The organism is Micromonospora andamanensis (genome assembly GCF_016863495.1).
GTDB classification, from domain to species: Bacteria; Actinomycetota; Actinomycetes; order Mycobacteriales; family Micromonosporaceae; genus Micromonospora; species Micromonospora andamanensis.
Window position 1 is genome coordinate 1 of the sequence record NZ_BOOZ01000002.1, and the last position, 24,469, is coordinate 24,469.

Below are 24,469 nucleotides of genomic sequence, written 5' to 3' on the forward strand. Positions count from 1 at the left end.
CCCGCTGCTGTGCCTGATGGTTCGCTCGCAAGCTCGCTCACGCCTCCAGGCTAGGCATGAGAACTCATTAACGTCGGCGGAACAGGTCAGTCGACGAGGGCGGAGTAGACCAGTTGGCGTAGCTGCGGCCGGATGGGCCAGGTACTCGACGGCATGAGCTGGGTGAAGAACATGGCGGTGATCTCTTCGACCGGGTCGACCCAGAACGCGGTGCTGGCCACGCCACCCCAGTAGTACTCGCCGACGCTGCTCGGTACCCGGCTCGGCACGGGGTCGTCGACGACCGCGAAGCCGAGGCCGAACCCGATGCCGTCGAGGTTGGTCTCGGCGAACCCGCCGGTGGACAGGGTGCCCAGGTCCTGCCCGCCGGGCAGGTGGTTGCGCGCCATGAACCGCACCGTGCGGGGACCGAGCAGACGGGTGCCGTCCAGCTCGCCGCCGCGTAGCAGCAGTTGGGTGAAGCGGTGGTAGTCGGCGGCCGACGAGATCAGCCCACCGCCGCCGGAGAGCAGCACCGGCTTGTCGTACGCCAGCGCACCGAGCGCGTCGTGACGCACCGCGCGGCCGGACGCCGGGTCCGGTACGTACAGGGCGGCCAGCCGTTCGGCGTCGGCGCCGTCGACGTGCCAGCGGGTGTCGCCCATGCCCAGCGGGCGCAGGATCCGTTCGGTGAGGAAGGTGTCCAGGCTCTGCCCGGAGACCACCTCGATCAGCCGGCCCAGCACGTCGGTGGCGACCGAGTAGCCCCAGGCGGTGCCGGGCTGGAACAGCAGTGGCAGCTCGCCGAAGACCCGGCACGCCTCGGCCAGGTCGACCTCAGCCGGTGGGTACAGGTCGTAGCCGGCGGCCCGGTACAACCCGTCGACCACCGAGGTCTGCATGAAGCCGTAGGTCAGCCCGGCGGTGTGGGTGAGCAGATGCCAGATCCGGATAGGCTCGATCGCCGGCACGGTGTACGGCTTGAGCGTCGAGCCCTTCGAGTAGACCCGCATGTCGGCGAACTCGGGCAGCCAGCGCCCGATCTCGTCGGTCAGCTCGAAGCGGCCCTCCTCCCAGAGCATCATCGCCGCCACCGAGGTGATCGGCTTGGTCATGGAGTAGATCCGCCAGAGCGTGTCCGGCCGTACTGGCGTGCCGGCCTCGCGGTCCCGCAGCCCGTACGTCGAACTGTGCGCGATCTCGCCGCGCCGGGTGACCACCACCTGCCAGCCGGCCAGCCGGCCGGCGTCGACGTACCCGGCGAAGTGCTCGTCGATCCGGGCCAACCGGGTCGGGTCGAATCCGACCTGCCTGGCCTCGATGCTGGGTGCCATGCTCACCCCAGGCAACCTACCGGCCGGTACGCGAGGCGGGGAAGGTGTGTTGTCGGGGTCACTGGTTAGCCTGCAAGGCATGCCGGAGCCCACCGAGGACGCCACCTTCCGCGACGAGGACTGGTACGCCGAGGACCTGGCCGACAGGCACTTCGTCAACTGCGCCTTCCACCGGGTGGATCTGACCGAGGCGGCCAGCCGGGGCGCGATCTTCGAGGGCTGCACCTTCGGCGACGTGGCGTTCAACGTCTCCCGGCACACCGACTCGGCCTTCACCAGGTGCGTCTTCACCAGGTGCAACCTCTTCGAGGCGGAGTTCACCGGCTGCAAGCTGGTGGGCAGCACCTTCGACAGGTGCGACCTGCGGCCGCTTACCGTGTCCGGGGGCGACTGGTCGTTCCTCACGCTCGCCGGTGGCGACCTGCGCGGCGCGCGGTTCACAGGCGTCCGGATGCGCGAGACCGACCTGTCCGGGGCCGACCTGACGGGCGCTGAACTGACCGGGTGCGACCTGTCCGACGTGCAGTGGCGCGGTGCCCGACTGTCCGGTGCGGACCTACGCGGCAGCGACCTGGCCGGGCTGGATCCGACAACCGTGCACCGGGCCGGGGCCGTCATCGACGTGATGCAGGCGGCGACCCTCGCCCGGGCCCTGGGCTTCGACATCCGGGGTTGACGTCGTCGCGACGCTGAGCGCCGACGGCCCTCAGGTGGGCCGAACGGGCCATGGTTGCTCGTCCGACTAGCGCGGAAGGTCCCGGCAATGCCACTGTGAGTCGCCCACACAATCGGGTGGAGTGTGCCGGTGCGAGCCCGGTCCGGGAGAAGTGGAGCGTCGGTGGCGGAGGACCACCCACCACGGCCAGCTCACCGGGACAGGGCCGCCCGGCACCGGTGGCCGGCGCCCGGTCGGCCGCCGACCACCCCGGACGGCGGCACCCGCACCGCCACCCGCCGGCTCGCGCGCAGCCGCCGGCGTCGCCGCTGGGCGGTCGAGGCGGTCGCCGCAGCAGCCGGCCTGTTGGCGCTCGTCGGGTACGTGCACTGGTGGTCGGAGCCCGGCCCGGAGGAACCGGCCGAGCCGGACGGCCTGCCGGCGGTTGTCGGCCGGCCGAGCCTGCCCAGCGGTCAGCCCACCGCACCTGCGGTGCCCGGCCTGCGCCCCCGGGAGCGCCCACCGAGCCCCAGCCCGGTCCCCACGCCCAGATCCACGCAAGCCTCCGCACCAGCGGAGTCGGTGCTGCTCACCGTCGATCGGACGGACATCCCGGCGACTGTGGACCTGACCGAGGTGGGTGACCGCGACTGGGTGCACTGGGGACTGGGCGGTGCCGGGTCGACAGTGCGCAAGCGCGACGGCTCCGCCGAGATCCGGGACCTGGGCGGCCGGGGTGAGCGGGGTGGCTGGGACGGCAACCAGGAACTGTTCCGGTGGCGCGACGGCACGCCGGTAGGGTCCACCGACGTCACGCCCGAGGGGCTCTACACCTGCGGGGAGGGCAACGGGTTCAGCCTCGCGGTCGTCGCCGACGGTCGACCGCGTACCGCCACCGTCTACCTGGGCGTGTGGATGGCCCGGGGGCGGTTGGAGGCGCGGCTGAGCGGCGGTGGCCCGAGCCGTACCCTGCGGCTGGAGGAGCGGCACACAAGTCAGTCCACCGGTGCGACGATCCGGTTCAACGCCCCGAAGGGCACCCGGCTGCTGCTCACCTGGACCGTGGAGGAGAGCTTCACCCCGCACTGTGGCAACGTCGGCCTCCAGGCCGTCGCGTTACGCTGACAGGTGTCCGCAGCGCACGCCTGCCGTTGCCCGGCCGGCGATCCGGTTCGGCAGTAGCCTGGTCGGCGACCGTTCCACGAGACCGGAGGACTCCATGACCACGGGCGAAGGGGTGCTGGACAGTCCCACCAACTGGGTGGCCGAGCACATCAACAGGTACGTCGACACCGACGGCGCCGAGGGGCACGAGTGGCGGCCGGGCGTCTTCACGTTGCTGCTGACCACCCGTGGCCGGCGCAGTGGCGCGCTGCGGCGCACCGCGTTGATCTACGGCCGGGTCGGCGACGCGTACGCGGTGGTCGCCTCGCAGGGTGGTGCCCCGCAGCATCCGGCCTGGTATCTCAACCTGCTGGCCGATCCGCAGGTCCAGGTGCAGGTCGGTGCGGATCGGTTCACCGCCCGGGCGCGGACCGCCACGCCCGAGGAGAAGGCCCGGCTGTGGCCGACCATGACGGCCATCTGGCCGGCCTACGACGACTATCAGGCGAAGACCGACCGGGACATCCCGGTGGTGCTGGTCGAACGCGACTGACGAGACGACACGGGGAGGACGGACAATGCCCGCCTACGCACTTGCCCACCTGCACAACCCGCAGGTGAACGAGGACATTCTGACCTACCTGGAGCGGATCCAGGCCACGCTGGAGCCCTTCGGTGGCCGGTTCGTGGTGCACGGCCCGGAGGTGGACGTCCGCGAGGGCGAGTGGCCGGGCAGCGTGGTCATCCTCGAGTTCCCCGACCGGCAGCAGGCGCACGCCTGGTACGACTCGCCGGCGTACCAGGAGATCCTGCCGTTGCGCACCCGGCACATCGACGGTACGGCGATCATCTTCGACGGGGTGGGACCGGGCTACGATCCCGGCCGGACTGCGGCGGCACTGCGGGCACAGGCGTCCTCCGGCTGAGCGCTCGGGACAGTTTGTCCGTCACTCCGGGTCCACCGGGTCGTAACGTCCTGCTGTCCGTGTTCCACCGTCCTGTGTGGAGGCCAGGCCGATGAACAGCAGCAGCAGTACCGTCCGTCCCTACCCGCCCACCGGCGAGCGGACCGGGGTGGGGCTGCGGGATATTCCCCTGCCGCCGTACGTGACCGCCGAGGATGCCCAGTTCGCCGTACGGGCTGTCGTGGTGCACGCGCCCCGAAGCTGGTCGGGGGGCACGGTCTGTCGTAACGACGCCAGCCCGCACCCGTGCCGGCTGCACCGGTGGGGTACCCGGGTGCTCGCGCTGCGCGGCCTGCACGACGCGGACATCGCCGCGCTCATCGAACGCGGTGATCCCGCCGCCCCGCTCCCGCCCCGGTCCCCGGCCTGAGCTACGTGGCGGGCAACCGGTTCGGATACCCCGGAAGCGGGCCGTCATGCCTCGTGTCGTGCTGACATCGCTCTATTTGACGGACGCCTCGACAGCGGGCACCGTGGAGGGCTGGAGGGGCCTTGAGCTGCCCCGATGTGGCGGTGGCCAGCGCCGCCCGGGAGCCCAGAACACCCACGAGGAGTCCCACCATGCTCACGATGACCGACAACGCCGTCCTGGTGATCCGTGATCTCGCCGCGCAGCAGGACGTTTCCGAGGACGGTGGCGTACGCATCGCCGCGGACACCACCGCCGGCTCGCTCACCGTCGAGCTGGTCCCCGCGCCAGCCGAGGGCGACCACGTGGTCGACAACCAGGGGGCCCGGATCTTCCTCGATTCCGACGCGGCTGACCTGCTCGGTGACGCCTCGGTCGACGCGACAGTCGACGACGAGGGCGTCGTGCAGTTCGGCTTCACCGAGAAGGAGTAGAGCGGGCGGGGTGGGCCAGCGCGTCCAGGACGTGGGCCAGATGGTGCGACGTGCTCCACGCCATCCAGTTGGTTGCCGAGCCCGCCCCGGCACCCCGCCGCGCTCGACGCGAGATCTCCTGATCGCCCCAGGAGAAGCTCGCGCCCGTCGTTGGCCAGTGCGGCCCCGACACAAGCGTGCGGCACAGGTCGGCGACCCGCTGGTCGCCCTGGCCACGGCGTCGCGACCAGCGGTGGATCCACCAGGCGCCGTGGCCGGTGTAGGTGACCGTCAGGTGTCGGTCGCCGGCCGGCTCGGCCGCGATCGCCGCCGGGGCCACCCCGTAGTCCCCGAAGGCGACGCCCAGATCGGTGAGCCGTTGCCAGAGCAGCCAGTCCCAGCGGTCCACCCGCACCGGCACGTCGATAGGCAGTCGGGACAGGGCCGGCGGCATGCCACCGGCCACCACGCTCACCGAACGCCACGCGTGCCGCCGGGCCCAGTCCAGGGTCCGGCGGACCCGGGGCTCGGCCAGCCGGACGTCCGCCGGGCAGCACACGTCACCGCAGTCGACCACCAGGTCACACTGCTCGGGGCCGAGTCGTGCGTACCGACCGATCCGCTCCACCGCCGTGGTGGTGGAGTCGGGGCCGGCCCGGTCCCGACGAAGCCGTAGCCGCACCACGGCCCGCTGGGTGTGTTCGCGGGCCGTGACACCGAGCGCCGCCAACCGCCGGTCACCGTCCGTCAGGCCGATCACCGGCACCAGCGGTACGCCCCGGCGGGCAAGTGTCGATGCCATCGTGTCGGGCAGAGCGCCGATGTCGACGGCGGGAAGCAGCCCTGGCGGAAGCCGGGCCAGGGAGTCGATGACGGATCTGTCAACGTCGGACAGTTGCAGGATCGGACTGAGCATCGGGGCGAGGGCGTCGTCGAGGTGGCCTAGCGCCTCCAGTTCCCCGCGCCGTGCGGCGAGGACGGGACGGTAGACCGGCTCCTCCGCCCGACCTCCGAGGACGGGCATCATAATTCAATGTAGCCAGACGATTACCCACCTCCCAGGGCGGGACAGCGGGAATTCACCGGACAGGTGTCAGCTCCCCGACTATCCTCGCGCGGTGTCTGACGCACCGATCCGGTACCGGTCCGCCGACGAGGACAGCGCCCGCTGGCTGGGCTTCCCCTTCCGTCCGGGGGACATCGTGATCAGCACGCGGTCCAAGAGCGGGACGACCTGGATGCAGATGATCTGCGCCCTGCTGGTGCTGCGTACGCCGGAACTGCCGGCACCGCTCATCGAGCTGTCGCCCTGGCTCGACTGGCTGGTCGAGCCGCAGGAGCGGGTGTACGCGCGGCTGGCCGCCCAGCGGCACCGTCGCTTCATCAAGACCCACACTCCGCTCGACGGTGTACCGGGCGATCCCCGGGTGCACTACGTGGTGGTGGCCCGCCATCCGCTCGACATGGCGGTCTCGCTGCACCACCAGGGCGCCAATCTGGATCGCGCCCGGCTCGCCGAGCTGACCGGTCGGTCCGTGCCGCCGGCGCCGGACGGCCCTCGGCAGCCGGTCGAGCGGGCGCTCGTACGCTGGATCGACGCCGATCCGGACCCGAGCGCCGAACTGGATTCACTGCCGGGCGTGATGTGGCACCTCCGCGACGCCTGGGCCCGCCGGCACCTGCCGAACGTGCACCTCGTCCACTACGACGATCTCCAGGCCGACCTGTCCGGGCAGATGCGGCGCCTGGCCGAGCGGCTGGACCTCGAACCCCCCGGCCCTGATCTGGTGGCGGCGGCCACCTTCGCCCGGATGCGGGCCCGCGCCGACCGGCTCGCGCCGGACTCCGCCGGAGTCCTGAAGGACCGTAACGCCTTCTTCCGGAGCGGTCGGTCCGGGCAGGGCAGTGCGCTGCTCGACGACGAGACGCGGGCCCGCTACCACTCCCGGGTCGCCGCACTGGCCCCGCCGGACCTGCTGGCCTGGCTGCACCGCGCCGAGGCGTGAAACGCCGGCACCCCCGGGCGGGGATACCGCTCCGGGGGTGCCGGTGGGCCGTCACCGGCCCGAGACGCTCGGGTCAGTCGTCGTCCCGGTCGTCGTCATCGTCATCGTCGTCGTCCCGGTCATCGTCGTCGTCCGCCGGCTCCTGCTCGGCCTTGACGATCTCACCGGACTGCCGGTCCACGTCGATCTCGTGCTCGGTGCCGCCGTTGACGATCTCGATCTCCCAGACGTCCCGGCCGTCCTCGCGGTCCCGGTCGGTCTCGGTGATCTGCCCGCCACCGGCGTGCGCCAGCGCGATCTCGCCGGCCCGTTCCCGGCTCACCGCGTCGCCCTCGGTGGCCGGCTGGCTCTGCTCCGCCGGAGCGCTCGTCGCCGCGCCGGTCGGGGTGGTGGCGGTGGGGTCGGCCGTGGTGGCGCTCGGGTCCACGGTGGTGGTGTCGTCGGGAACACCCGCGGTCGTCGGGGCGGCGGTCGCGGCGGTCAGGGTCGTCTGCCGCGCCCGATTGTCGTCCGCCGCCGCGACGCCGAGGAACACCCCGGCCACCGTGAGCACCGCCGCCGCACCGCCGACCGACGCCAGGATCAGGGGATTGCGCTTCATCGTCTGCACCTCTCCTCGGTTGTTGCATCGAGGATCGGTCGTGCCGCGATAGCGGCGCGCTGTCCGAACCCTAAGCCCCGGTTAAGACCTTTTCGATCCTGAGAAGTGACGGTGTCGAGTGTCAGGCCCGGCCGAGCCACAGCGTCACTTCGGCCCCGCCACCTTCCCGCTCGCCCAGCTCCAGCCGGCCGCCGCTGGCCTGGGCCGCGCGGCGGGCGATGTCCAGCCCGAGCCCGGTCGACCCGGCCCGGCTCGCTCCCCGGCGCACCGAGTCGGCGGTGATGCCGGGGCCCTCGTCGGCCACCGTCAGCACCACCTGGTCGCCGAGGGTGCGGAGCCGGACGGCGAAGGGGGTGCCGTCCGGGGTGTGCGCGAAGACGTTGCCGAGCAGGGCGTCCACCGCCGCGGCCAGTTCGTCGGCCGCGACGCCGATCGGCACCGGGCCGGGCGCCAGGTCGAGGTCGACCGCGCGGCCGGTCTCCTCGGCCAGCACCGACCAGAAGGCGACCCGGTCCGCCACGGTGGCCACGGCGTCGGCGACCACCGCGCCGTCGGTGGGGGTACGCCAGCGGGCCTGCCGGATCAGACCGGTGACCGCCCGTTCCAGTCCGTCCACCGCGTCGATCACCCGGGCGGCGTCCTGCGGGTCGCGCAGTGACTCGGCCTCCAGACGCAGCGCGGTGAGCGGCGTACGCAGCCGGTGCGACAGGTCAGCCACCTGTTCACGTTCCTGCACCAGCAACTCCTGGATCCGGCCGGCCAGGTGGTTGAGGGCGCTGCCCACCTCGCGCAGCTCCGCCGGCCCGGACGGGTTCACCCGTGCGTCAAGTTCGGCGTTGGCCAGTCGGTGCGACACCTCGGACAGCTCGCCGATCGGGCGGACCAGGGTGCGGGCCAGCCGGTCGGCGACGGCCAGGGCGATGAGCACCAGCAGTACCCCGAGCAGGGCCAGCACCAGCCAGGCGCGGCCCACCCCGGCGGCCATCTCCGCCCGCGGCACGAACGTGCGGATCACGGCGGTGCCGTCCGCGCGGCCTTGCACCGCGATTACCACCTCCCGGCCGTCGGCCGTCTCGGCGGTGAGGCTCTGCCCGCGTCCGGCCAGCTCCACCGCCGGGGTGCGGGTGGCGGACGACCCGAGCACCGTGCCGTCCGGCAGGAACACGCTCACCGGCCGGGCCGATTCGGCGGCGAGCTGTTCGACCGTCAGCCGCACGGTTTCGGTGTCGGCGGTGCCGACCACGGGAGCGAGGCTCTGCGCGTCGGCGGTGGCCCGCACCGTCGCCCGGTCCTCGGCGGCGGTACGCAGCAGCAGCGCCAATGGCACCAGGAAGGCGATCACGATGAGGACGCTCACCGCGGCGACGAGCAGCGCCAGGCGTGCCCTCACCCGCCCACCTCCGGGATGACCAGCCGCACCCCGACCCCGCGCACGGTGTGCAGGTAGCGGGGATGCTGGGCGCTCTCGCCGAGTTTGCGGCGCAGCCAGGACAGGTGCACGTCGACGGTCTTGTCCGCCCCGCCGTACGGGATCTGCCACACCTCGGTCAGCAGCTCCCGCTTGGTGACCACCTCGCCGACCCGGGTGGCCAGGTGCCGCAGCAGGTCGAATTCACGTGGGGTCAGTTCGACAGACTCGCCGTCGAGACTGACCTGCCGGGAGCGGGGGTCGATCCGCAGCCCGCCGACCACCACCGTCGGATCCTCCTCGGCCGGCCCGCCCGGTCCCCGGCGCAGCACCGCGCGTATCCGCGCGTCGAGCTGGGCGGCGGTGAACGGTTTGACCACGTAGTCGTCGGCCCCCGCGTCGAGCACCCGGACGATCTCCCGCTCGTCGTCGCGGGCGGTCGCCACGATGACCGGGACGGCGCTCACCGCGCGCAGCATCCGCAGCAGTTCGCGGCCGTCGAGGTCGGGCAGTCCGAGGTCGAGTACGACGAGATCGGGGCGATCGTCGAGGGCGTCGCGTAGCCCGGTCATCGCGGTGGAGGCGGCGGCCACGGCGTGTCCCCGCTCGCGCAGCGCCCGCGCCAGCGGGGCGCGGATGGTCAGGTCGTCCTCGATCAGCAGCAGGCGGGCCACAGCAGGAGGGTATCCCCGACGATCGTCGCCGACCGGCTTCGTTAACCGTCCCTTAGCGTTGCCCGAAGGTCGCGCCAACAGGTGATCGGGGATAGTCGGAGGATGGGCCGTCGAACCTTCCTCGCCGTGGCCGGGTGGCTGGCCACCGCGGTCGTCGCCACGCTGATCGGGCTCGCCGCGATCAGGGTGGTGGGTGAGAGCCTCACCGGGACGCCCGGCGGGATCCGCAGCCAGGAGGAGATCTCTCGCGCGCTCGCCGAGCCGGTACCGGGCGGCACCGGGTCGCCCGGCGGCCCGCCGACCGGTACCCCGGCGCCCGGCACCGGCCCGAGTGCGTCCTCGTCGGGCCCGGCTGCGCCGGCCAGTCCGAGCGTGGAGCCGGGTAACCGGCGCAGCTTCTCCACGGCGGGGGGCAGCGCGGTGGCCGAGTGCGTATCGGGTGGGGTCTTCCTGAAGTCCTGGAGCGCCCGGCCGGGTTACCGGGTCGACGACGTCGATCGTGGCCCGGACGACGACGCGGACGTGACGTTCGTCGGCCCGAGTGGCGAGTACGAGATTGCGGTGCGGTGCGTCGGCGGAGTGCCGGTCCTCGATCCCGACGACGACTGAGCGTGGCAGTTGTGCCGAGCGTATAAGCAGGTCAGAGCCATGATCGACAGTGCGGCTGTCCTTGATCGGACAGTCGTTCGCCTGGCTGTCGACAGGGAACGCGACATACGTTCGAAGCGCAAAGGGGGGCGATCGGCGCTGATCCCCCTTTAGTCACCGCAAACAACTAAACACGCCAGGGCCGCTCGGCCGGGCTGGGAAGGAGTGCGATGTCCAGCGCGAGAGCCAGGAGCAGAGGTGCGCCCCAGCCGGTGCCGGGGGACGAGGCCACGGCCCACGCCGAGGCCGAACACACCACCTGCGCCGGCGCCGGCATGCCCTTGACCGCGAGAGTCCTGTTCGCCGTGGTCAGTGCCGACGGCCTCCTGGTCCGAGGGCTGGGCGCGGCAGCGGCCAGCCGGTTGCGGACCGGGATGTACCAGGTGGTCTTCGACCAGGACGTGACAGGTGCCAGCCTGGTCGGCACCGTCGGCCTCGCGGGTAGCGCCGGGCTGGCCCCTGCCGGCCAGATAGCGGTGGCCGGTCGTACCGGCATTCCGAACGCCGTCTTCGTGACCACCTTCGACGGTGCCGGGTCGGCCGCCGACCGCCCCTTTCACCTCGCTGTGCTCTCCTGAGCCTCCCGCCCGGCGCGTCCGGCGCACACGAGCGCGCGGCGCCGTTGACCCGAGGGTCGAAACCGCGCCGCGCTCGGCCGTCTCCCACCGCCGCAGCCGTACGGCGGTACGTCAGCGGGGACCTGGCATGACCTGTCGTACCGGTCGCTGGTGTCGATCCCCGATCGGCACCGGTCCAAACCCTCCGGCGGTGGTCTGTTCCACCATTTGCGAACCCCGGCGTGGCCCGGCCCGCCACGGGGTATGTGTCGGAGCATGGAGCACTTCACTATCGCGACAGTCGCCGAGAAGAGCCCGGACTTCCGGCGGGTGCTGTGGACCGGGAACCACACCCAACTGGTGATCATGACGATCCCACCCGGCGGTGAGATCGGCGAGGAGGTCCATGAGGACATCGACCAGATCCTGACCTTCGTCAGCGGCACCGGTGAGGCACAGGTGGCCGGTGAGAAGCGTGAGGTGGTGCAGGGCGACCTGGTGGTCGTGCCGGCCGGGACCCGGCACAACTTCGTCAACACCGGGCCGAATCCGCTCGTGCTCTACACCGTCTACGGGCCGCCGGAGCACGCCGACCAGGCCGTCCACCGCACCAAGGAGGAGGCCGACGCCGCCGAGGCCGCGGGCGAGGACGAGCCGCCGACCTCCTGACCCGTCCGCCGGCCCGGCCCGACCGGGCCGGCGGACACCCGTGCCGGGCGTGATGAGCCCCGGAATCCCGGGTACGCCGACCGCATGCAGCAGCCGGCGATCTCCGAGTACGGATACCTCTCCGACTGCCGCTCGGGTGCGCTGGTCAGCCGGGCCGGCTCGATCGACTGGTGGTGCCCGAACCGGTTCGACTCGCCCTCGGTCTTCGGTCGGCTGCTCGACCCGGACGGCGGCCACTGGCTCCTGGCACCGGTGGCCGTGGGGCAGCCCGGACACCAGGTGCAGCGTGCGTACCAGCCGGACACGCTGATCCTGCGTACCGTGCACCACACCCCGGAGGGCAGCGTCGCGGTCACCGACGCCCTCGCCGCCGAGGTGGGCGCTCGCGCCCACGACTTCGGCATGCGCTCACCGGCCGTCCTGCTGCGCGTCGTCGAGGGACTGTCCGGCCGGGTGCCGATGGTCCTGGACTACCGCCCGCGACCGGAGTACGGCCTGCTCACCCCGTACCTTCGGGAGCTGCCCGACGGCGCGGTGACGGCCGCGGCCGGCCCGGTGGAGCTGGCACTGCGCTGCGACGGGTTGCGCCTGCGCGCCGAGCACGACCGGGTGCGGCACACCTTCACCGTCGAGCAGGGGCAGGTGCTCGGCTTCGACCTGGCCTACGCACCGGCCTACGGCGATCCACCGGCCCGGTTGGATCCGGTGCGGACGCTTGCGGACACGACGCTGGCCTGGCAGGCGTTCCGCGAGAGCCACGGGTACGACGGCCACTATCCCGAGATGGTGCGGCACAGCGCCACTGTCCTCACCGGTCTCACGTACGCCCGCAGCGGCGCGGTCGCCGCGGCAGCTACCACCTCGCTGCCGGAACGGATCGGCGGCGACCGCAACTACGACTACCGGTTCTGCTGGCTGCGGGACTTCGCCATGACCCTGCGGGCGCTGTGGGTGGCGGCCTGCCCGACCGAGGCGTCCCGGCTGTTCGACTGGGCGGCCCGCTCGATCGGCCGGGTCGGCCCCGATCCGGTGCCCGTGCTGTTCGGGCTGGAAGGGGAACGGGACGTCTCCGAGCACGTCTGTCCCCACCTCGTCGGATACGCCGGAACCGGACCGGTACGCGTCGGGAACGACGCCTGGCTCCAGCGGCAGCTCGACGTGCCGGGTGAGGTCATCTCGGCGGTCTGGCGGTTGCGCCACTATCTCGGTGACCAGCTCCCGGCCGAGCTGCGCGCCATGGTGATCGGTCTCGCCGAGCAGGTGGCGGTCACCTGGCGGCTGCCTGACCGGGGGATCTGGGAGCCGCGCGACCGTGAGCGGCACTACCTGTCGTCAAAGGTGCTCTGCTGGGTGGCGATGGACCGGGCGGTGCGGCTGGCCCCGCAGTTGGGCGGGCAGGCGGACGTCCGCCGTTGGGCCGGCATCCGGGACGAGATCAGGGCCATGGTGCTCCGGGACGGTTTCGACGAGCGTCTGGGCGCCTTCACCACTGCCTTCGGCTCGTCGACGTTGGACGCCTCAGCCCTGTACCTGCCGGTGGTGGGCTTTCTACCGGCCACCGACCCGCGGATGTGGGCGACTATCGAGGCGGTCGAGCGGGACCTGGGCGGTGCCGACGGGCTGATCCGCCGCTGGGACGGCGACCCGGCCGGCTTCGTGCTCTGCTCGTTCTGGCTTGTGGAGTGCCTGGTGCTGGCGGGCGAGCGGGAGCGGGCCGCCCGGCTCTTCGAGCGGGTCAGCGGGCACGCCAACGACGTCGGGCTGTTCAGCGAGCAGATCGACCTGACCACCGGGGCGCACCTGGGCAACATGCCCCAGGCGTTGTCCCACATCGGCCAGGTCAACGCCGCGTGGCGGCTGACCGAGCCCACAGCCGAGTGAACTGCGACTTCCGCATCGACGGCGACTTCCGCGCTCGTCAGCGGGGCAGCACCGGGACGCCTGAGACGTCGATCGTCTCCGGATACTTCACGCCCGCGCCGGTGTTGAGCACGACCACCCGTTCGCCCGCACGGATCCAGCCACCGGCCCGCAACCGGCGGGCGGCCGTCAGGCAGGCGGCACCCTCGGGACAGAGCAGCAGGCCCTCCCGGGCGGCGAAGTCCCGCAGGTCGGTAAGGATCTCGGCGTCGTCCACCGCGACAGCGGTGCCGGCGGTGGCCCGCAGCGCGTCGAGGATCAACTCGTCACCCAACGGCGCCGGAACGGTGATGCCGAACGCCACGGTGTGCGCGTTCTCCCACGGTCGCGCCCGGTCGTCCCCGGCGGCGAACGCCCGGACGATCGGCGCGCAGCCGGTGGACTGCACCGCCACCAGTCGGGGCAGCTTGTCCTCGACCCAGCCCAGCTCCCGTAGCTCGCCGAGAGCCTTGTGGATGCCGATCAGCCCCACCCCACCGCCGGTCGGGTAGATGATCACATCGGGCACCTGCCAACCCAACTGCTCGACGATCTCGTACCCCATCGTCTTCTTGCCTTCGAGGCGGTACGGCTCGCGCAGCGTACCGGCGTCGAAGACGGTGCCGTCGGAGGCCGCGACCAGCGCGGCCACCTGGCGCCCGGCGTCGCCGATCAGCCCGTCGACCAGGCGCAGGTCGGCACCGGCGGCCACGCACTCCCGACGGCAGATGGTCGGTGCCGACAGCGGCATCACGATCGTGGCGCCCAGCCCCGCCCGGGTGGCGTAGGTGGCCCACGCCGCGCCCGCGTTGCCGTTTGTCGGCATGGCGATCCGGCGTACGCCCAGTTCCCGGGCACGGCTCACGCCCACGGCCGCCCCCCGCGCCTTGAACGAGCCGGTCGGGGTCAACCCCTCGTCCTTGACCAGCAGCTCGTCGATGCCGATGTCCGCACCGTACGCCGGCGCCCGCAGCATCGGCGTCCATCCTTCGCCGAGCGTGGTGACACACCTCGGATCGGCCACCGGGAGCAGCTCCCGGTAGCGCCACAGGTCGGCGGGACGCAACCCGAACCGCTCCGGCTCGATCACCCGCGCCGCAGCCGCCAGGTCGTAGCGGGCCAGTAGCGGTGAGCCACACCCGCAGAGGTTCTGCGGCACGCCGGCGTCGTGTTCCCGGCCGCAGCGCGGGCACTCGAGGTGGGTCAGATACACGCCGCTCCTCGCCGTCTCAGCTCACGTCCACGCTGCGCCACGCGGCCCGGACAGTGCCAGCGAGTCGAGCAACTCGCGGCGCTGCGGGTACGGCACCTCCAGACTGCTCACCCCCTCCAACCAGAGCAGCTCGACCACCACCTCGCGGTCCTGCCACTTCTCGCAGCGGTAGGCGCCCCGGTCGTGGATGATCATCCGGCCGCCGCCGTACTCGCCGGCCGGGATGTCACCGGCGAAGTCGAGATCCTCCATCGGATGGTCCTCGGTGTGCACGGCGAGGTGGTTGCGTCCCGGATCGCGCGGCAACCCACGCGGCACCGCCCAGGAGACGAGCACCCCGTCGCGCTCCAGCCGTAGGTCCCAGTGCAGACTGCGGGCGTGGTGCTGCTGGATGACGAACCGGGCGCGGTCGCCGGCCCGGGACCGTCGGGGCCGCTCGGCCGGCACCGGTTCGGGGGTACGCGCGGCGTCCCGCTTGCGCTGGTACTCCTCCAGCCGGTCAGCCACATCCCGCATTCTCCGGCAAATCGCGCCGACGCGCCCGGCGGCGGGTGGACGCGCCTGATCCCGGGCATGCCGAGCGTCAACGGGGGTAGAACGGTCGGTATGAACCACAGTGACCACCCCACCGCAGTTCTCCCCGGTGACGTCCGGATCCCCCTGCTCGGCTTCGGCACCTGGCAGGCGACCGGCGAAGAGGGCTACAAGGCCGTGCTCGACGCGCTCGACGCCGGCTACCGACACATCGACACCGCCACCATGTACGGCAACGAGGAGGAGGTCGGCCGGGCGATCCGCGAGAGCGGGCTGCGCCGGGAGGACGTCTTCATCACCACCAAGCTGCCACCCGAGCGGGTCGGCCGGGAACGGGAGACGATCGAGGAGAGCCTGCGCGCCCTCGGCGTCGAGTACGTCGATCTGTGGCTGGTCCACTGGCCACCGAACGACCCGGGTGACCTGATCCCGGTCTGGCGGGAGATGCTCGCCGCCCGCGACGCGAACCTGGCCCGGGCGGTCGGGGTCAGCAACTTCAGCACCGCCCAGATCGACGAGCTGATCCAGGCGACCGAGGAGAACCCGGCGGTCAACCAGATCAAGTGGGGCCCCCGGCTCTACGACCGGCAGCGGCACGCCGAGCACCGGGACCGTGGGGTGGTGCTTGAGGGCTACAGCCCGTTCAAGACCACCGACCTGTCCGACCCGGTGCTGACCCGGATCGCCGGCGCGCACAATGTCTCGCCCGCCCAGGTGGTGCTGCGCTGGCACCTCGACCACGAGATCGTGGCGATCCCGAAGTCGGTGACGCCGGAGCGGATCCGCGCGAACGCGGACGTCTTCGGCTTCTCGCTGACCGCCGAGGAGATGCGCGACATCGACGCCCTCGGTAACCCCTGATCGGGACCGGACGACGCCCGCCGCGGACGCCGTTGCGACATGCGGCAACTCGGGCTCTCCCGCAGCGCGGAGAGCCCGAGTTGCCGCAACCCGCGAGCGGTACCGGTCACCCGCTCGTCGTCAGGTGCCGGCGGGCGGCGTGGGGTCTGTGTGCGACAAGCGGTGAAGTGCGTAGCGGCGGCCCTTGTCCTCGACGAAAACCGGTTCGTCGCCGGTCGGCCCGGGTGGGCCCACCTTTCAGTGACGTCAGACGGCCTGATCAGTGCTGGGGTGCGGCGTCCGCCGCACCCCAGCATTCGCTCGTCAGGAGCGCGAGCAGGTGGCGCCGTTGAGGGTGAAGCTTGTCGGGTTGGCGTACGACCCGTTCAGCGTGCCCTGGTAGCCGAAGCTGGCCGTGCCGCCGGGTGAGATCGTGCCGTTGTGGCCGACGTTGCGGGCGGTCACCGACGAGCCGCTCTGGCTCACCGTGGCGTTCCACGAGTTCGTCACCTGCTGCCCGGACGGCAGCGAGTAGGCAAGGGTCCAGCCGTTGATCGTGCTCGACCCGGTGTTGGTGATCTGCACGTCGGCGGTGAAGCCGTTGTTCCACGCGTTGGCCGTGTACTTCACCGCGCAGGCGCCGCTGCCGGAGGGCGGCGGGGTGGTGGTGGGCGGCGGGTTGTTGTTGCCACCACCGTTCACTGCGGCCGAGAAGTTCGTCACGGCCAGACCGACGCCGCCCTGCCAGGGCTCGAACCCGGCCTGGATGCTTGTCAGGTACCAGGAGTTGGTGATCGCGCCCCGGTTACGGGTGTCGTTGATGAACGCCAGCAGGTTCAGGTTGGCGCTGCTGATGGCCGACGGTGCGACGTACGAGATGACGTTGTTGGAGCCGTTGCTGCCCCGCCAGACCTCCCAGTTGCGCCCGTCGATGTTGGCGTTGCCGACGGGGGACCCGATGGGCTGGATCGGGCCCTGCCGGTTGAACCAGATCATGATCTCCATCTGGTTCACGCCGTCCCGCTTGGGTGACGGGTCGAGCCAGATGTCGTACGAGGCGTTGTAGATGCCGTTGCTCACGTACCGGTAGTTGATGCTGCTGGTAGCGCTGCTGATCTGGCTGACCTGGATCGGCAGGTTGGTGCCGGGGGAGCAGTTGGTGTAGTGGCAGCCGAGGAAGACCGACGGGTACGCCGTCGGGGCGCCGTTCGTCGGGCTGCTGCCGTTCTGGGTAATGATCTCAAAGCCGTTGTTCGTGACGTTGATGCACTGCTGGGCGGTGGTACCCCAACGGTTGTTCTGCACCACGTACCGGTTCTGGATCACTGTCGAGCCGTACTGCTCACAGATCTGGGTGTCGGCGGAGGCGGTGCCACCGAGGGCCACGGCGACAATCGAGCCGGCGGCAACCAGCCCGACGGCCATGATGGCCCGCAAGGTACGTCTCATGATGCTCCTAGCGCTGCGGCGTCGCACGGGACGCCTCCTACGGATGCGGACGGAGCTGTCGGGAATGCGCCGCCGAAAGTTGCGGGAGCGCTCCCATGCTCATCGTCACATTTACATCCCTGAAACAAAGGGCGCAACAGGTGAGGGTGATTGGCGTCAAATGCGACGTGTGTCACGGACACCACGATCGGCTGGCCGCCCGACTCCAGCTGGCTGGTGACCGGCGCCGACGGGCGTATCCGGCGGTGCCGAGAGATGTCGGGGGTGGGCCGGTTGCCTCTGGTGTGCGCCGATTGCGCCGAGTAGTCTCTTGCCTTCAACGCGTGCCGAACCCCTCCGGAGGCGTACACCCCCATGCGTGGCTCCCCCCTGCGCATCCTCGTCGTCGGCGCGGGCATCGCCGGGCTGGCCGTGGCCCGGGCGCTGCGCCTGGCGGGCTTCCGGCCGGACCTCACCGACAAGGCGCCGCCGCACGACCTCACCGACGCCGGCCTCTACCTGCCCGGCAACGCGGCCCGCGCACTGCGCCGGCTGGACCTCGACGACCCTGTCCGCCCGTACGGAAAGGTCATCCACCGGCAACGCTTCCTCGATTCGACAGGCGCGCCGCTGTGCGAGGTCGACCTCGACGCGCTCTGGGCCGGAGTCGGCGAGTGCCGCGCACTGGCCCGCTCCGACCTGCACCGGGTACTGCTCAGCGGTGCCGGCGGCGCGGTCCGGCACGGCGCGGAGGTACGCACAATCGATCTGCTGCCGTCCGCCGTCGGCGTCACCTTCGTCGACGGCACGCAGACCGAGTACGACCTGGTGATCGGTGCCGACGGGCCGCGTTCCTCGATCCGGGCGCTGGCCGCGCTCGGCGGCCCACCCCGCCCCGCCGGGCAGGTGGTCTACCGCGGCGTCGTACGCGACGGCCCGGCGGTCGACGAGTGGACCGCACTGCTCGGGCGGCGCTGCGGCTTCCTCGTGGTGCCGATCGGCGCCGGCCGGTTGCACTGTTACGCCGACGAGGCCGGCACCGACCTGCCGGCCGACCCGCTGGCCCGGCTACGGGACCTGTTCGGCGAGTACGGCGGACCGGTGCCGGAGGTGCTCGACGCGCTCGACGGGGTGTACGCCACCACCACCGACGAGGTCGAACTCGGGCGCTGGTACCGGGGCCGGGTGCTCCTCGTCGGCGACGCCGCCCACGCCACCGCGCCGACCCTGTCCCAGGGCGCCGCGATGGCCCTGGAGGACGCCGTCGTGCTCGCCGAGTCGCTGCACGCGGCGGGCAGCGTCGAGGCGGCGCTCACCGCGTACGAAAGCCGCCGTCGCCCGCGTACCCGATGGGTGCAGGACCGGACCCGGGACCGCAACCGCACCCGCGACGTGCCGCCGGCGCTGCGCGACCCGCTGCTGCGCGGACGCGGCGACCGCATCTTCGGGGAGCACTACCGGCTGCTCCTCGGCCCGCTGTGATCCACCTCGGGGCGACCCCACGCGGTGATGTCACCTGCCGGGGACTATCCTCCTTGCGGATGACGGCCCGCTGAGACAGCGCGCGCCGAGCGGGACAACCCAGAACCGGAGGCCACTCGTGACCACCGTCGCACCCAAGCCGGTCGTGACCCGGCCCTGGCCGGTCCGGGAGCCGGTCAAGGGGTCGGCCATCGCGCGGATGCTGCGGACCACGGACGCGAAGCAAATCGGGATCATGTACATGGTCACCGCGTTCGTGTTCTTCATGATCGGTGGTCTGATGGCCCTGATCATGCGGGCCGAGCTGGCCCGGCCCGGGCTGCAGTTCCTGTCGCCCGAGCAGTACAACCAGCTGTTCACGATGCACGGCACGATCATGCTGCTGTTCTTCGCGACGCCCATCGTGTTCGCGTTCGGCAACTACGTCGTGCCCATCCAGATCGGTGCGCCCGACGTCTCCTTCCCGCGTCTGAACAGCTTCGCCTACTGGCTGTACCTGTTCGGCGGCACCATGGCCACCGCCGGCTTCCTCACCCCGGGCGGCGCGGCGGACTTCGGCTGGACCGCGTACACCCCGCTGAGCACCAGCGAGCACGCCCCGGGCGTGGGCGCCAACATGTGGGTGGTCGGTCTGGCCATCTCCGGTCTGGGCACCATCCTCGGCGCGGTCAACCTGATCACCACGATCCTGACCCTGCGGGCGCCGGGCATGACCATGTTCCGGATGCCGATCTTCACCTGGAACATGCTTGTCACCAGCCTCCTGGTGATCCTGGTCTTCCCGCTGCTGGCCGCCGCGCTGTTCGCGCTGGCCGCCGACCGGCTGCTCGGCGCGCACGTCTACAGCCCGGAGACCGGCGGGCCGATGCTCTGGCAGCACCTGTTCTGGTTCTTCGGGCACCCCGAGGTCTACATCATCGCGCTGCCGTTCTTCGGCATCATCAGCGAGATCATCCCGGTCTTCTCCCGCAAGCCGATCTTCGGTTACAAGGGTCTGGTCGCCGCCACCATCGCCATCGCCGGCCTGTCGATGAGCGTCTGGGCGCACCACATGTTCGCCACCGGCCAAGTGCTGCTGCCCTTCTTCAGCTTCCTGAGCTACCTCATCGCCGTACCGACCGGTATGAAGTTCTTCAACTGGATCGGCACCATGTGGCGGGGTCAGATCAGCTTCGAGACACCGATGCTCTGGTCCGTCGGCTTCCTGGTCACCTTCCTCTTCGGTGGCCTGACCGGAGTGCTGCTGGCCGCCCCGCCGCTGGACTTCCACCTGCACGACTCGTACTTCGTGGTGGCGCACTTCCACTACGTGCTCTTCGGCACGATCGTGTTCGCGGTCTTCGCCGGGATCTACTTCTGGTTCCCGAAGATGTTCGGCCGGATGCTCGACGAGCGGCTCGGCAAGATCCACTTCTGGCTGACCATGATCGGCTTCCACACCACGTTCCTGATCCAGCACTGGCTGGGCAGCGAGGGCATGCCCCGGCGGTACGCCGACTACCTGCCCGGCGACGGCTTCACCACGTTGAACATGATCTCCACGATCGGTGCCTTCATCACCGGCATCTCGACGCTGCCGTTCATCTACAACTGCTGGAAGTCCTACAAGGCCGGCCCGGTGGTCGAGGTGGACGACCCGTGGGGTCACGGCAACTCGCTGGAGTGGGCGACCAGCTCGCCGCCGCCGCTGCGTAACTTCGACCGGATGCCGCGGATCCGCTCCGAGCGGCCGGCGTTCGATCACAAGTTCCCCGAGTTGGCTGCCGGGCAGACCCTGGCCGGTCCCCCCGAGGGCGGTTCCAAGCCGTTGACAAGCGAGTCCGACGGTGGAGCCAGCTACACCGAGGACGTGGCCAGCGACGTCGACCGCCGCTGACCCACCGCGTCACGCGGCCTGAACCAACGCGTCGCACGACGGGCGCCGACCCCCACACCAGGGTCGGCGCCCGTCTCGTACCCCACGCCGCCCCTGGCCGCCCTTGTGGGCCGCCGGCCGCTGAAGTCGCTGATGCGCGGGCGGTGGCCCGCCTGCGCCGGCCACCCGAGGTGCCTGCGGCACCGCTGTCGCTACCCCCGATATCGCACTCTGTGACGAGTGCTATCGGCAGGAGAGGTTCACCCTGCGTGAGGTCACCGGGTCGGACCCACCTGTCACCTCCGCGTCCTTTGCTCTGCTTCAACCCACGCAGTAGTCGTTGAGCTGCTGAAATGCGGCGGCACGTCATCGACGCGTCGGCCGGTTCAACACGGTGCGTAATTCATTGCGTCGGTTGAAGCAGAGCAAAGGATGCAGATGGGAGTGGGCCGGGCGGTGCGGACGGTTACCCACCGCAGCGGTCGACCCGCGCGGTGCGGCCGGGGTACGGCGTGCGCGGTGGGCGGGGGTGGGCCAACCTGGACAGGCGGGACGGGAGGAGGCGGGAGGGGGCGGGGTGGGAGACGGGGTGGGGTCAGGAGGTGGTCGGGGTGAGGGCGGTCGGGGCGGGCTCATCGCTGGCCCGGGCGGTGGTCGCGATGTCGGCGCGGCGGCGGCGAAGCTCGATCGGCAGCACCGCCAGGGCCACCAGGGCACCGATGGCGCCGGTGACCGCGAAGCCCCACAGCGGTGCCGAGGCGTCGATGACCGCACCGGCCAGTGGGGCGCCCACGGCGATGCCGACGGTGACCGCCGAGCCGTGCATGCCCATGGCCTCGCCGCGCACACTGGCCGGGGCCAGCCGGCTGACCGCGTCCGAGGTGGCCGCGATTGTGGGAGCGCAGAGGACGCCGGCCGGAATCAGCGCGAGGCAGAGCAGCCACCAGTGTGACCCGCCCAGCCCGACCGGGATGGTGCACAGGCTCAACGCTCCCATCAGCGCCACCGCGGAGAACGAGCGGTGCACAGCGCCGTAGGCGAAGCCGCCGACCAGCGACGCCACCGCCCAGACGGAGAGCACCACGCCTGTGAAGCCGACGTCACCGTTCTCCCGCAGCACCGCGATGACCGCCACGTCGGTGCCGCCGAGCACCAGGGTCGCTGCGGCGCTGACGGCGAACACGGCGACCAGCCGCGAGGTGAGCCACTGCCGTCGGGCGACGCGCGGCTGCGGTCCGGTCGACGCCTCGGCGGCGCTGCGTACCGGCGGGTTGAGCAGCCACAGCACCACCCCGGCGACGACGATGCCGGCACCGACGAGGTAGAGCGTGAGGCGGGCGGAGATGGTGGTGACACCCACAGTGGCCAGGGCAGGGCCGATCATGAACGACAGCTCGACCGACATCGAGTCCAGCGCGTACGCCGGCCGACGCTTCTCCGCCGGTACCAGCGCGGCGATCGACTGCCGGATGACCGAGAAGATCGGCAACGCCAGCAGACCGGCCAGGAACGCGGCCGGCAGCAGCAGGTGGTACGACAACATCGGTGCGGCGGACCAGAAGACGGCCTCGGCCACAGCGGTGAGAACCAGCACCGGACGCAGGCCGCGACGATCCACCAGGCGGCCGAGCAGCGGGCCGCCGACCGCCGCGCCGACGGTGATCGCCGCGCCGACCAGGCCGGCCGCACCGTAGCCGCGCCCGAGATCCTGCACGACGTAGAACGTCAGCGTGACGCCGGTGGCGGTCAGCGGGACACGGGCCAGCACCGCCACGAGCAGCAGCGACCGCAGACCGGGCAGGGCGAGTGCCTCCCGGTAAGGCTTCATGTTCACGTCGGTCCGTACCTCCGCCGGACATCCTCGACCGGCGGCCGGACGGCTGCCAACGAATTAACGGCTCATGCGGCTTGGATCACAGGGGCGCCGATCGTGGTGATCCCGGCCCCCTCGAAGGCGCGCAACGCGACATCTGTGGTGTCCGGCGCGACGGCCGCCGTCAGGTCCAGCAGGACGGTGGTGGCGAAACCCTCCCGGGCGGCGTCCAGGGCGGTGGCCCGCACGCAGTGGTCGGTGGCGATACCTACCACGTCCACCCGATCCACGCCGCGTCGTCGCAGCCAGTCGGCCAGACCTTCGCCGTCGTCGGCGTTCCCCTCGAACCCGGAGTACGCGGCGGCGTACTCGCCCTTGTGGAAGATCGCTTCGATCCGGTCGGTGGCCAGCTCCGGGTGGAACTCGGAGCCGGGTGTGCCGACCACGCAGTGCCGGGGCCAGGTGCTCACGTAGTCCGGCGACTCGGCGAAGTGCGTGCCCGGGTCGATGTGGTAGTCCTTCGTCGCCACGACGTGATCCCAACGGTCCGGCTCGGCGGCCAGCAGCCGGGAGATGCCGGCCGCGACTCCCGCCCCGCCGGCCACGGCCAGCGAGCCGCCCTCGCAGAAGTCCTTCTGCACGTCCACGATGATCAACGCGTTGCTCACCGACTCCACTCCTCTCACTCGGCGGGTACCACGGTGACCGGGATGGCCGGGTCGCCCGCGGAAAGCTTGAGACCCTCCCACGGGATCGAGATGAGGCACTGACGCAGGTGCTCCCGTGACTCGTCGAGCGTCGGCAGGCCGACCGGCTCGCCGTCCACGACGTACGACCGTTGCAGCAGCCGGTCGTTGGGGCGGTGATCCGGCACACCCTGGGGGACGACGATCTCCTCGATGGCGGTGCCTGTCGGCTTGTGCCGGCGGACGGCGACCTTGCGTCCGCCGATCGTCGCCTTCTGCTCGGACCGCTTGACCACCGGTCGGCCCTCGACCTCGACCAGCTTGTAGACCAGCCCGGCGGTCGGTGCGCCGGAGCCGGTCACCACCGCGGTGCCGGCGCCGTACATGTCCACCGGCTCGGCGGCCAACGCCGCGATGGCGTACTCGTCGAGGTCGCCCGAGACGATGATCTTTGTTTCCGTGGCGCCTAGCGAATCCAGCAACTGCCGGGACTGCTGGGCGATCACGGCCAAGTCGCCGGAGTCGATGCGGACCGCCCGCAGCTCCGGCCCGGCCACCTCGATCGCGTTACGGATGCCCTGGCTGATGTCGTACGTGTCGACAAGCAGCGTGGTGTCCTTGCCCAGCGTGGCGACCTGCGAGGCGAACGCGGCCCGCTCGTCGTCGTGCAGCAGGGTGAAGGCGTGCGCGGCGGTGCCGGCTGTCGGTATGCCGTACCGCTGGCCGGCGGCCAGGTTGGAGGTGAACCGGAAGCCGGCCAGGTAGGCAGCCCGGGCCGCCGCGACCGCCGCCTCCTCGTGTGCTCGCCGCGACCCCATCTCGATCAACGCCCGCCCCCGGGCGGCGGTGACCATCCGCGCCGCGGCGGCGGCCACCGCGCAGTCGTGGTTGAGCACCGACAGCACAAGCGTCTCCAGCACCACGCACTCGGCGAAACTGCCGGAGACGGTCAGGATCGGCGAACCGGGGAAGAAGAGCTCACCCTCGGCGTACCCGTCGATCTCGCCGGTGAACCGGTAGCTGGACAGCCACTCGGCGCCCGGCTCGTCCACCACGCCGGTGCGGCGCAGGAACTCGATGTCGGCCGGGTCGAACCGGAACTCGCGGATCAGGTCGACCAGGCGTGCGGTGCCGGCGACCACGCCGTACCGGCGGCCGGCGGGCAGCCGTCGGCTGAACACCTCGAACACGCAGCGCCGGTCAGCCGTACCGTCCCGCAGGGCGGCGCTGACCATGGTCAGCTCGTAGTGGTCGGTCAGCAGCGCAGGACGAAGGGTGTACACCCCCTCAGACTAGG

The 24,469-nt window shown here is 71.3% G+C and carries 24 protein-coding genes and 1 pseudogene; 14 read left to right on the forward strand and 11 right to left on the reverse strand.

Annotated features, from left to right (window positions below):
• Positions 1 to 86: 86 nt before the first annotated feature.
• On the reverse strand, positions 87 to 1,313 hold the full coding sequence (locus Van01_RS00540) for a serine hydrolase domain-containing protein (protein ID WP_373306192.1): 1,227 nt from the start codon (positions 1,311 to 1,313) through the stop codon (positions 87 to 89).
• 79 nt (positions 1,314 to 1,392) lie between these two features.
• Here Van01_RS00540 and Van01_RS00545 point away from each other — a divergent pair, with 79 nt between their 5' ends.
• The 6 genes from Van01_RS00545 to Van01_RS00570 all read left to right on the forward strand — a co-directional run bounded on the left by Van01_RS00545 (position 1,393) and on the right by Van01_RS00570 (position 4,880).
• Positions 1,393 to 1,989 carry a pentapeptide repeat-containing protein gene (locus tag Van01_RS00545; RefSeq protein WP_099847358.1) on the forward strand — a complete coding sequence of 199 codons (597 nt, stop codon included), beginning with the start codon at positions 1,393 to 1,395 and terminating at the stop codon, positions 1,987 to 1,989.
• Between the two features lie 162 nt (positions 1,990 to 2,151).
• Positions 2,152 to 3,093, forward strand: a complete 942-nt coding sequence (locus Van01_RS00550) for a hypothetical protein (protein WP_203997732.1) — start codon at positions 2,152 to 2,154, stop codon at positions 3,091 to 3,093.
• Positions 3,094 to 3,187: 94 nt separating this feature from the next.
• Positions 3,188 to 3,625, forward strand: coding sequence for a nitroreductase family deazaflavin-dependent oxidoreductase (locus Van01_RS00555; RefSeq protein WP_203997735.1), 438 nt, complete (start codon positions 3,188 to 3,190; stop codon positions 3,623 to 3,625).
• Between the two features lie 25 nt (positions 3,626 to 3,650).
• Entirely contained in the window at positions 3,651 to 3,998 is a 348-nt protein-coding gene (locus Van01_RS00560; protein ID WP_203997738.1) for a DUF1330 domain-containing protein, read from the forward strand.
• Positions 3,999 to 4,089: 91 nt separating this feature from the next.
• Positions 4,090 to 4,407 carry a hypothetical protein gene (locus Van01_RS00565; protein ID WP_203997741.1) on the forward strand — a complete coding sequence of 106 codons (318 nt, stop codon included), beginning with the start codon at positions 4,090 to 4,092 and terminating at the stop codon, positions 4,405 to 4,407.
• 191 nt (positions 4,408 to 4,598) lie between these two features.
• Positions 4,599 to 4,880 (forward strand): adhesin, encoded by a 282-nt coding sequence (locus Van01_RS00570; protein ID WP_099847355.1) that lies wholly within the window; start codon positions 4,599 to 4,601, stop codon positions 4,878 to 4,880.
• Here Van01_RS00570 and Van01_RS00575 read toward each other — a convergent pair.
• On the reverse strand, positions 4,864 to 5,883 hold the full coding sequence (locus Van01_RS00575; RefSeq protein ID WP_239093736.1) for a beta family protein: 1,020 nt from the start codon (positions 5,881 to 5,883) through the stop codon (positions 4,864 to 4,866). The genes Van01_RS00570 and Van01_RS00575 overlap by 17 nt on opposite strands.
• Positions 5,884 to 5,977: 94 nt before the next feature.
• Here Van01_RS00575 and Van01_RS00580 point away from each other — a divergent pair, with 94 nt between their 5' ends.
• A complete protein-coding gene (locus Van01_RS00580) occupies positions 5,978 to 6,865 on the forward strand; it encodes a sulfotransferase domain-containing protein (RefSeq protein WP_203997747.1) in 888 nt (295 codons plus the stop codon).
• A gap of 73 nt (positions 6,866 to 6,938) precedes the next feature.
• Here Van01_RS00580 and Van01_RS00585 read toward each other — a convergent pair whose 3' ends face one another.
• The 3 genes from Van01_RS00585 to Van01_RS00595 all read right to left on the reverse strand — a co-directional run bounded on the left by Van01_RS00585 (position 6,939) and on the right by Van01_RS00595 (position 9,548).
• Positions 6,939 to 7,466, reverse strand: a complete 528-nt coding sequence (locus Van01_RS00585; RefSeq protein WP_203997750.1) for a PepSY domain-containing protein — start codon at positions 7,464 to 7,466, stop codon at positions 6,939 to 6,941.
• 121 nt (positions 7,467 to 7,587) lie between these two features.
• Positions 7,588 to 8,856 carry a HAMP domain-containing sensor histidine kinase gene (locus Van01_RS00590; RefSeq protein ID WP_203997753.1) on the reverse strand — a complete coding sequence of 423 codons (1,269 nt, stop codon included), beginning with the start codon at positions 8,854 to 8,856 and terminating at the stop codon, positions 7,588 to 7,590.
• Positions 8,853 to 9,548: a response regulator transcription factor gene (locus Van01_RS00595; RefSeq protein ID WP_203997756.1), complete on the reverse strand. Its 696-nt coding sequence runs from the start codon at positions 9,546 to 9,548 to the stop codon at positions 8,853 to 8,855. The genes Van01_RS00590 and Van01_RS00595 overlap by 4 nt, the downstream gene beginning before the upstream one ends.
• 102 nt (positions 9,549 to 9,650) lie before the next feature.
• Here Van01_RS00595 and Van01_RS00600 point away from each other — a divergent pair, with 102 nt between their 5' ends.
• The 4 genes from Van01_RS00600 to Van01_RS00615 all read left to right on the forward strand — a co-directional run bounded on the left by Van01_RS00600 (position 9,651) and on the right by Van01_RS00615 (position 13,303).
• The gene (locus Van01_RS00600; RefSeq protein WP_203997759.1) at positions 9,651 to 10,157 is read left to right on the forward strand and encodes a septum formation initiator; all 507 of its coding nucleotides are present in this window, start codon (positions 9,651 to 9,653) and stop codon (positions 10,155 to 10,157) included.
• A 209-nt stretch (positions 10,158 to 10,366) separates the two neighbouring features.
• Positions 10,367 to 10,774: a hypothetical protein gene (locus Van01_RS00605; RefSeq protein ID WP_203997762.1), complete on the forward strand. Its 408-nt coding sequence runs from the start codon at positions 10,367 to 10,369 to the stop codon at positions 10,772 to 10,774.
• A gap of 255 nt (positions 10,775 to 11,029) precedes the next feature.
• Positions 11,030 to 11,422 carry a cupin domain-containing protein gene (locus Van01_RS00610; RefSeq protein ID WP_239093734.1) on the forward strand — a complete coding sequence of 131 codons (393 nt, stop codon included), beginning with the start codon at positions 11,030 to 11,032 and terminating at the stop codon, positions 11,420 to 11,422.
• A gap of 84 nt (positions 11,423 to 11,506) precedes the next feature.
• Entirely contained in the window at positions 11,507 to 13,303 is a 1,797-nt protein-coding gene (locus Van01_RS00615; RefSeq protein WP_203997767.1) for a glycoside hydrolase family 15 protein, read from the forward strand.
• Positions 13,304 to 13,340: 37 nt separating this feature from the next.
• On the opposite strand, the gene Van01_RS00620 is transcribed toward Van01_RS00615, so the two are convergent.
• The gene (locus Van01_RS00620) at positions 13,341 to 14,534 is read right to left on the reverse strand and encodes a threonine synthase (protein ID WP_203997769.1); all 1,194 of its coding nucleotides are present in this window, start codon (positions 14,532 to 14,534) and stop codon (positions 13,341 to 13,343) included.
• Between the two features lie 126 nt (positions 14,535 to 14,660).
• Positions 14,661 to 15,041, reverse strand: a pseudogene (locus Van01_RS00625) (DNA polymerase ligase N-terminal domain-containing protein); the annotation flags it as partial.
• 99 nt (positions 15,042 to 15,140) lie between these two features.
• On the opposite strand from Van01_RS00625, the gene Van01_RS00630 reads away from it, so the two are divergent.
• The gene (locus Van01_RS00630; protein WP_203997771.1) at positions 15,141 to 15,929 is read left to right on the forward strand and encodes an aldo/keto reductase; all 789 of its coding nucleotides are present in this window, start codon (positions 15,141 to 15,143) and stop codon (positions 15,927 to 15,929) included.
• 303 nt (positions 15,930 to 16,232) lie between these two features.
• On the opposite strand, the gene Van01_RS00635 is transcribed toward Van01_RS00630, so the two are convergent.
• Positions 16,233 to 17,357 carry a glycoside hydrolase family 12 protein gene (locus Van01_RS00635; protein WP_203997773.1) on the reverse strand — a complete coding sequence of 375 codons (1,125 nt, stop codon included), beginning with the start codon at positions 17,355 to 17,357 and terminating at the stop codon, positions 16,233 to 16,235.
• A gap of 354 nt (positions 17,358 to 17,711) precedes the next feature.
• Between Van01_RS00635 and Van01_RS00640 the strand changes: the two genes are divergently transcribed.
• Together Van01_RS00640 and ctaD are read left to right on the forward strand one after the other, a co-directional pair.
• The gene (locus Van01_RS00640) at positions 17,712 to 18,818 is read left to right on the forward strand and encodes an FAD-dependent monooxygenase (RefSeq protein WP_203997775.1); all 1,107 of its coding nucleotides are present in this window, start codon (positions 17,712 to 17,714) and stop codon (positions 18,816 to 18,818) included.
• A gap of 118 nt (positions 18,819 to 18,936) precedes the next feature.
• The gene (ctaD, locus tag Van01_RS00645) at positions 18,937 to 20,694 is read left to right on the forward strand and encodes an aa3-type cytochrome oxidase subunit I (RefSeq protein WP_203997778.1); all 1,758 of its coding nucleotides are present in this window, start codon (positions 18,937 to 18,939) and stop codon (positions 20,692 to 20,694) included.
• 574 nt (positions 20,695 to 21,268) lie between these two features.
• Here the strand turns inward: ctaD and Van01_RS00650 are convergent.
• The 3 genes from Van01_RS00650 to Van01_RS00660 all read right to left on the reverse strand — a co-directional run bounded on the left by Van01_RS00650 (position 21,269) and on the right by Van01_RS00660 (position 24,455).
• Positions 21,269 to 22,501 carry an MFS transporter gene (locus tag Van01_RS00650; RefSeq protein WP_203998869.1) on the reverse strand — a complete coding sequence of 411 codons (1,233 nt, stop codon included), beginning with the start codon at positions 22,499 to 22,501 and terminating at the stop codon, positions 21,269 to 21,271.
• Between the two features lie 71 nt (positions 22,502 to 22,572).
• A complete protein-coding gene (locus Van01_RS00655) occupies positions 22,573 to 23,154 on the reverse strand; it encodes an isochorismatase family protein (RefSeq protein WP_203997781.1) in 582 nt (193 codons plus the stop codon).
• 14 nt (positions 23,155 to 23,168) lie between these two features.
• A complete protein-coding gene (locus tag Van01_RS00660; protein WP_203997786.1) occupies positions 23,169 to 24,455 on the reverse strand; it encodes a nicotinate phosphoribosyltransferase in 1,287 nt (428 codons plus the stop codon).
• Between the last annotated feature and the right edge of the window lie 14 nt (positions 24,456 to 24,469).

Coding starts and splice junctions, on each gene's coding strand:
- Van01_RS00540 (WP_373306192.1), bottom strand. CDS start 1,313: ATGGCACCCAGCATCGAGGCCAGGCAGGTCGGATTCGACCCGACCCGG.
- Van01_RS00545 (WP_099847358.1), top strand. CDS start 1,393: ATGCCGGAGCCCACCGAGGACGCCACCTTCCGCGACGAGGACTGGTAC.
- Van01_RS00555 (WP_203997735.1), top strand. CDS start 3,188: ATGACCACGGGCGAAGGGGTGCTGGACAGTCCCACCAACTGGGTGGCC.
- Van01_RS00560 (WP_203997738.1), top strand. CDS start 3,651: ATGCCCGCCTACGCACTTGCCCACCTGCACAACCCGCAGGTGAACGAG.
- Van01_RS00565 (WP_203997741.1), top strand. CDS start 4,090: ATGAACAGCAGCAGCAGTACCGTCCGTCCCTACCCGCCCACCGGCGAG.
- Van01_RS00570 (WP_099847355.1), top strand. CDS start 4,599: ATGCTCACGATGACCGACAACGCCGTCCTGGTGATCCGTGATCTCGCC.
- Van01_RS00575 (WP_239093736.1), bottom strand. CDS start 5,883: ATGCCCGTCCTCGGAGGTCGGGCGGAGGAGCCGGTCTACCGTCCCGTC.
- Van01_RS00585 (WP_203997750.1), bottom strand. CDS start 7,466: ATGAAGCGCAATCCCCTGATCCTGGCGTCGGTCGGCGGTGCGGCGGCG.
- Van01_RS00600 (WP_203997759.1), top strand. CDS start 9,651: ATGGGCCGTCGAACCTTCCTCGCCGTGGCCGGGTGGCTGGCCACCGCG.
- Van01_RS00605 (WP_203997762.1), top strand. CDS start 10,367: ATGTCCAGCGCGAGAGCCAGGAGCAGAGGTGCGCCCCAGCCGGTGCCG.
- Van01_RS00610 (WP_239093734.1), top strand. CDS start 11,030: ATGGAGCACTTCACTATCGCGACAGTCGCCGAGAAGAGCCCGGACTTC.
- Van01_RS00615 (WP_203997767.1), top strand. CDS start 11,507: ATGCAGCAGCCGGCGATCTCCGAGTACGGATACCTCTCCGACTGCCGC.
- Van01_RS00630 (WP_203997771.1), top strand. CDS start 15,141: ATGAACCACAGTGACCACCCCACCGCAGTTCTCCCCGGTGACGTCCGG.
- Van01_RS00635 (WP_203997773.1), bottom strand. CDS start 17,357: ATGAGACGTACCTTGCGGGCCATCATGGCCGTCGGGCTGGTTGCCGCC.
- Van01_RS00640 (WP_203997775.1), top strand. CDS start 17,712: ATGCGTGGCTCCCCCCTGCGCATCCTCGTCGTCGGCGCGGGCATCGCC.
- Van01_RS00650 (WP_203998869.1), bottom strand. CDS start 22,501: ATGAAGCCTTACCGGGAGGCACTCGCCCTGCCCGGTCTGCGGTCGCTG.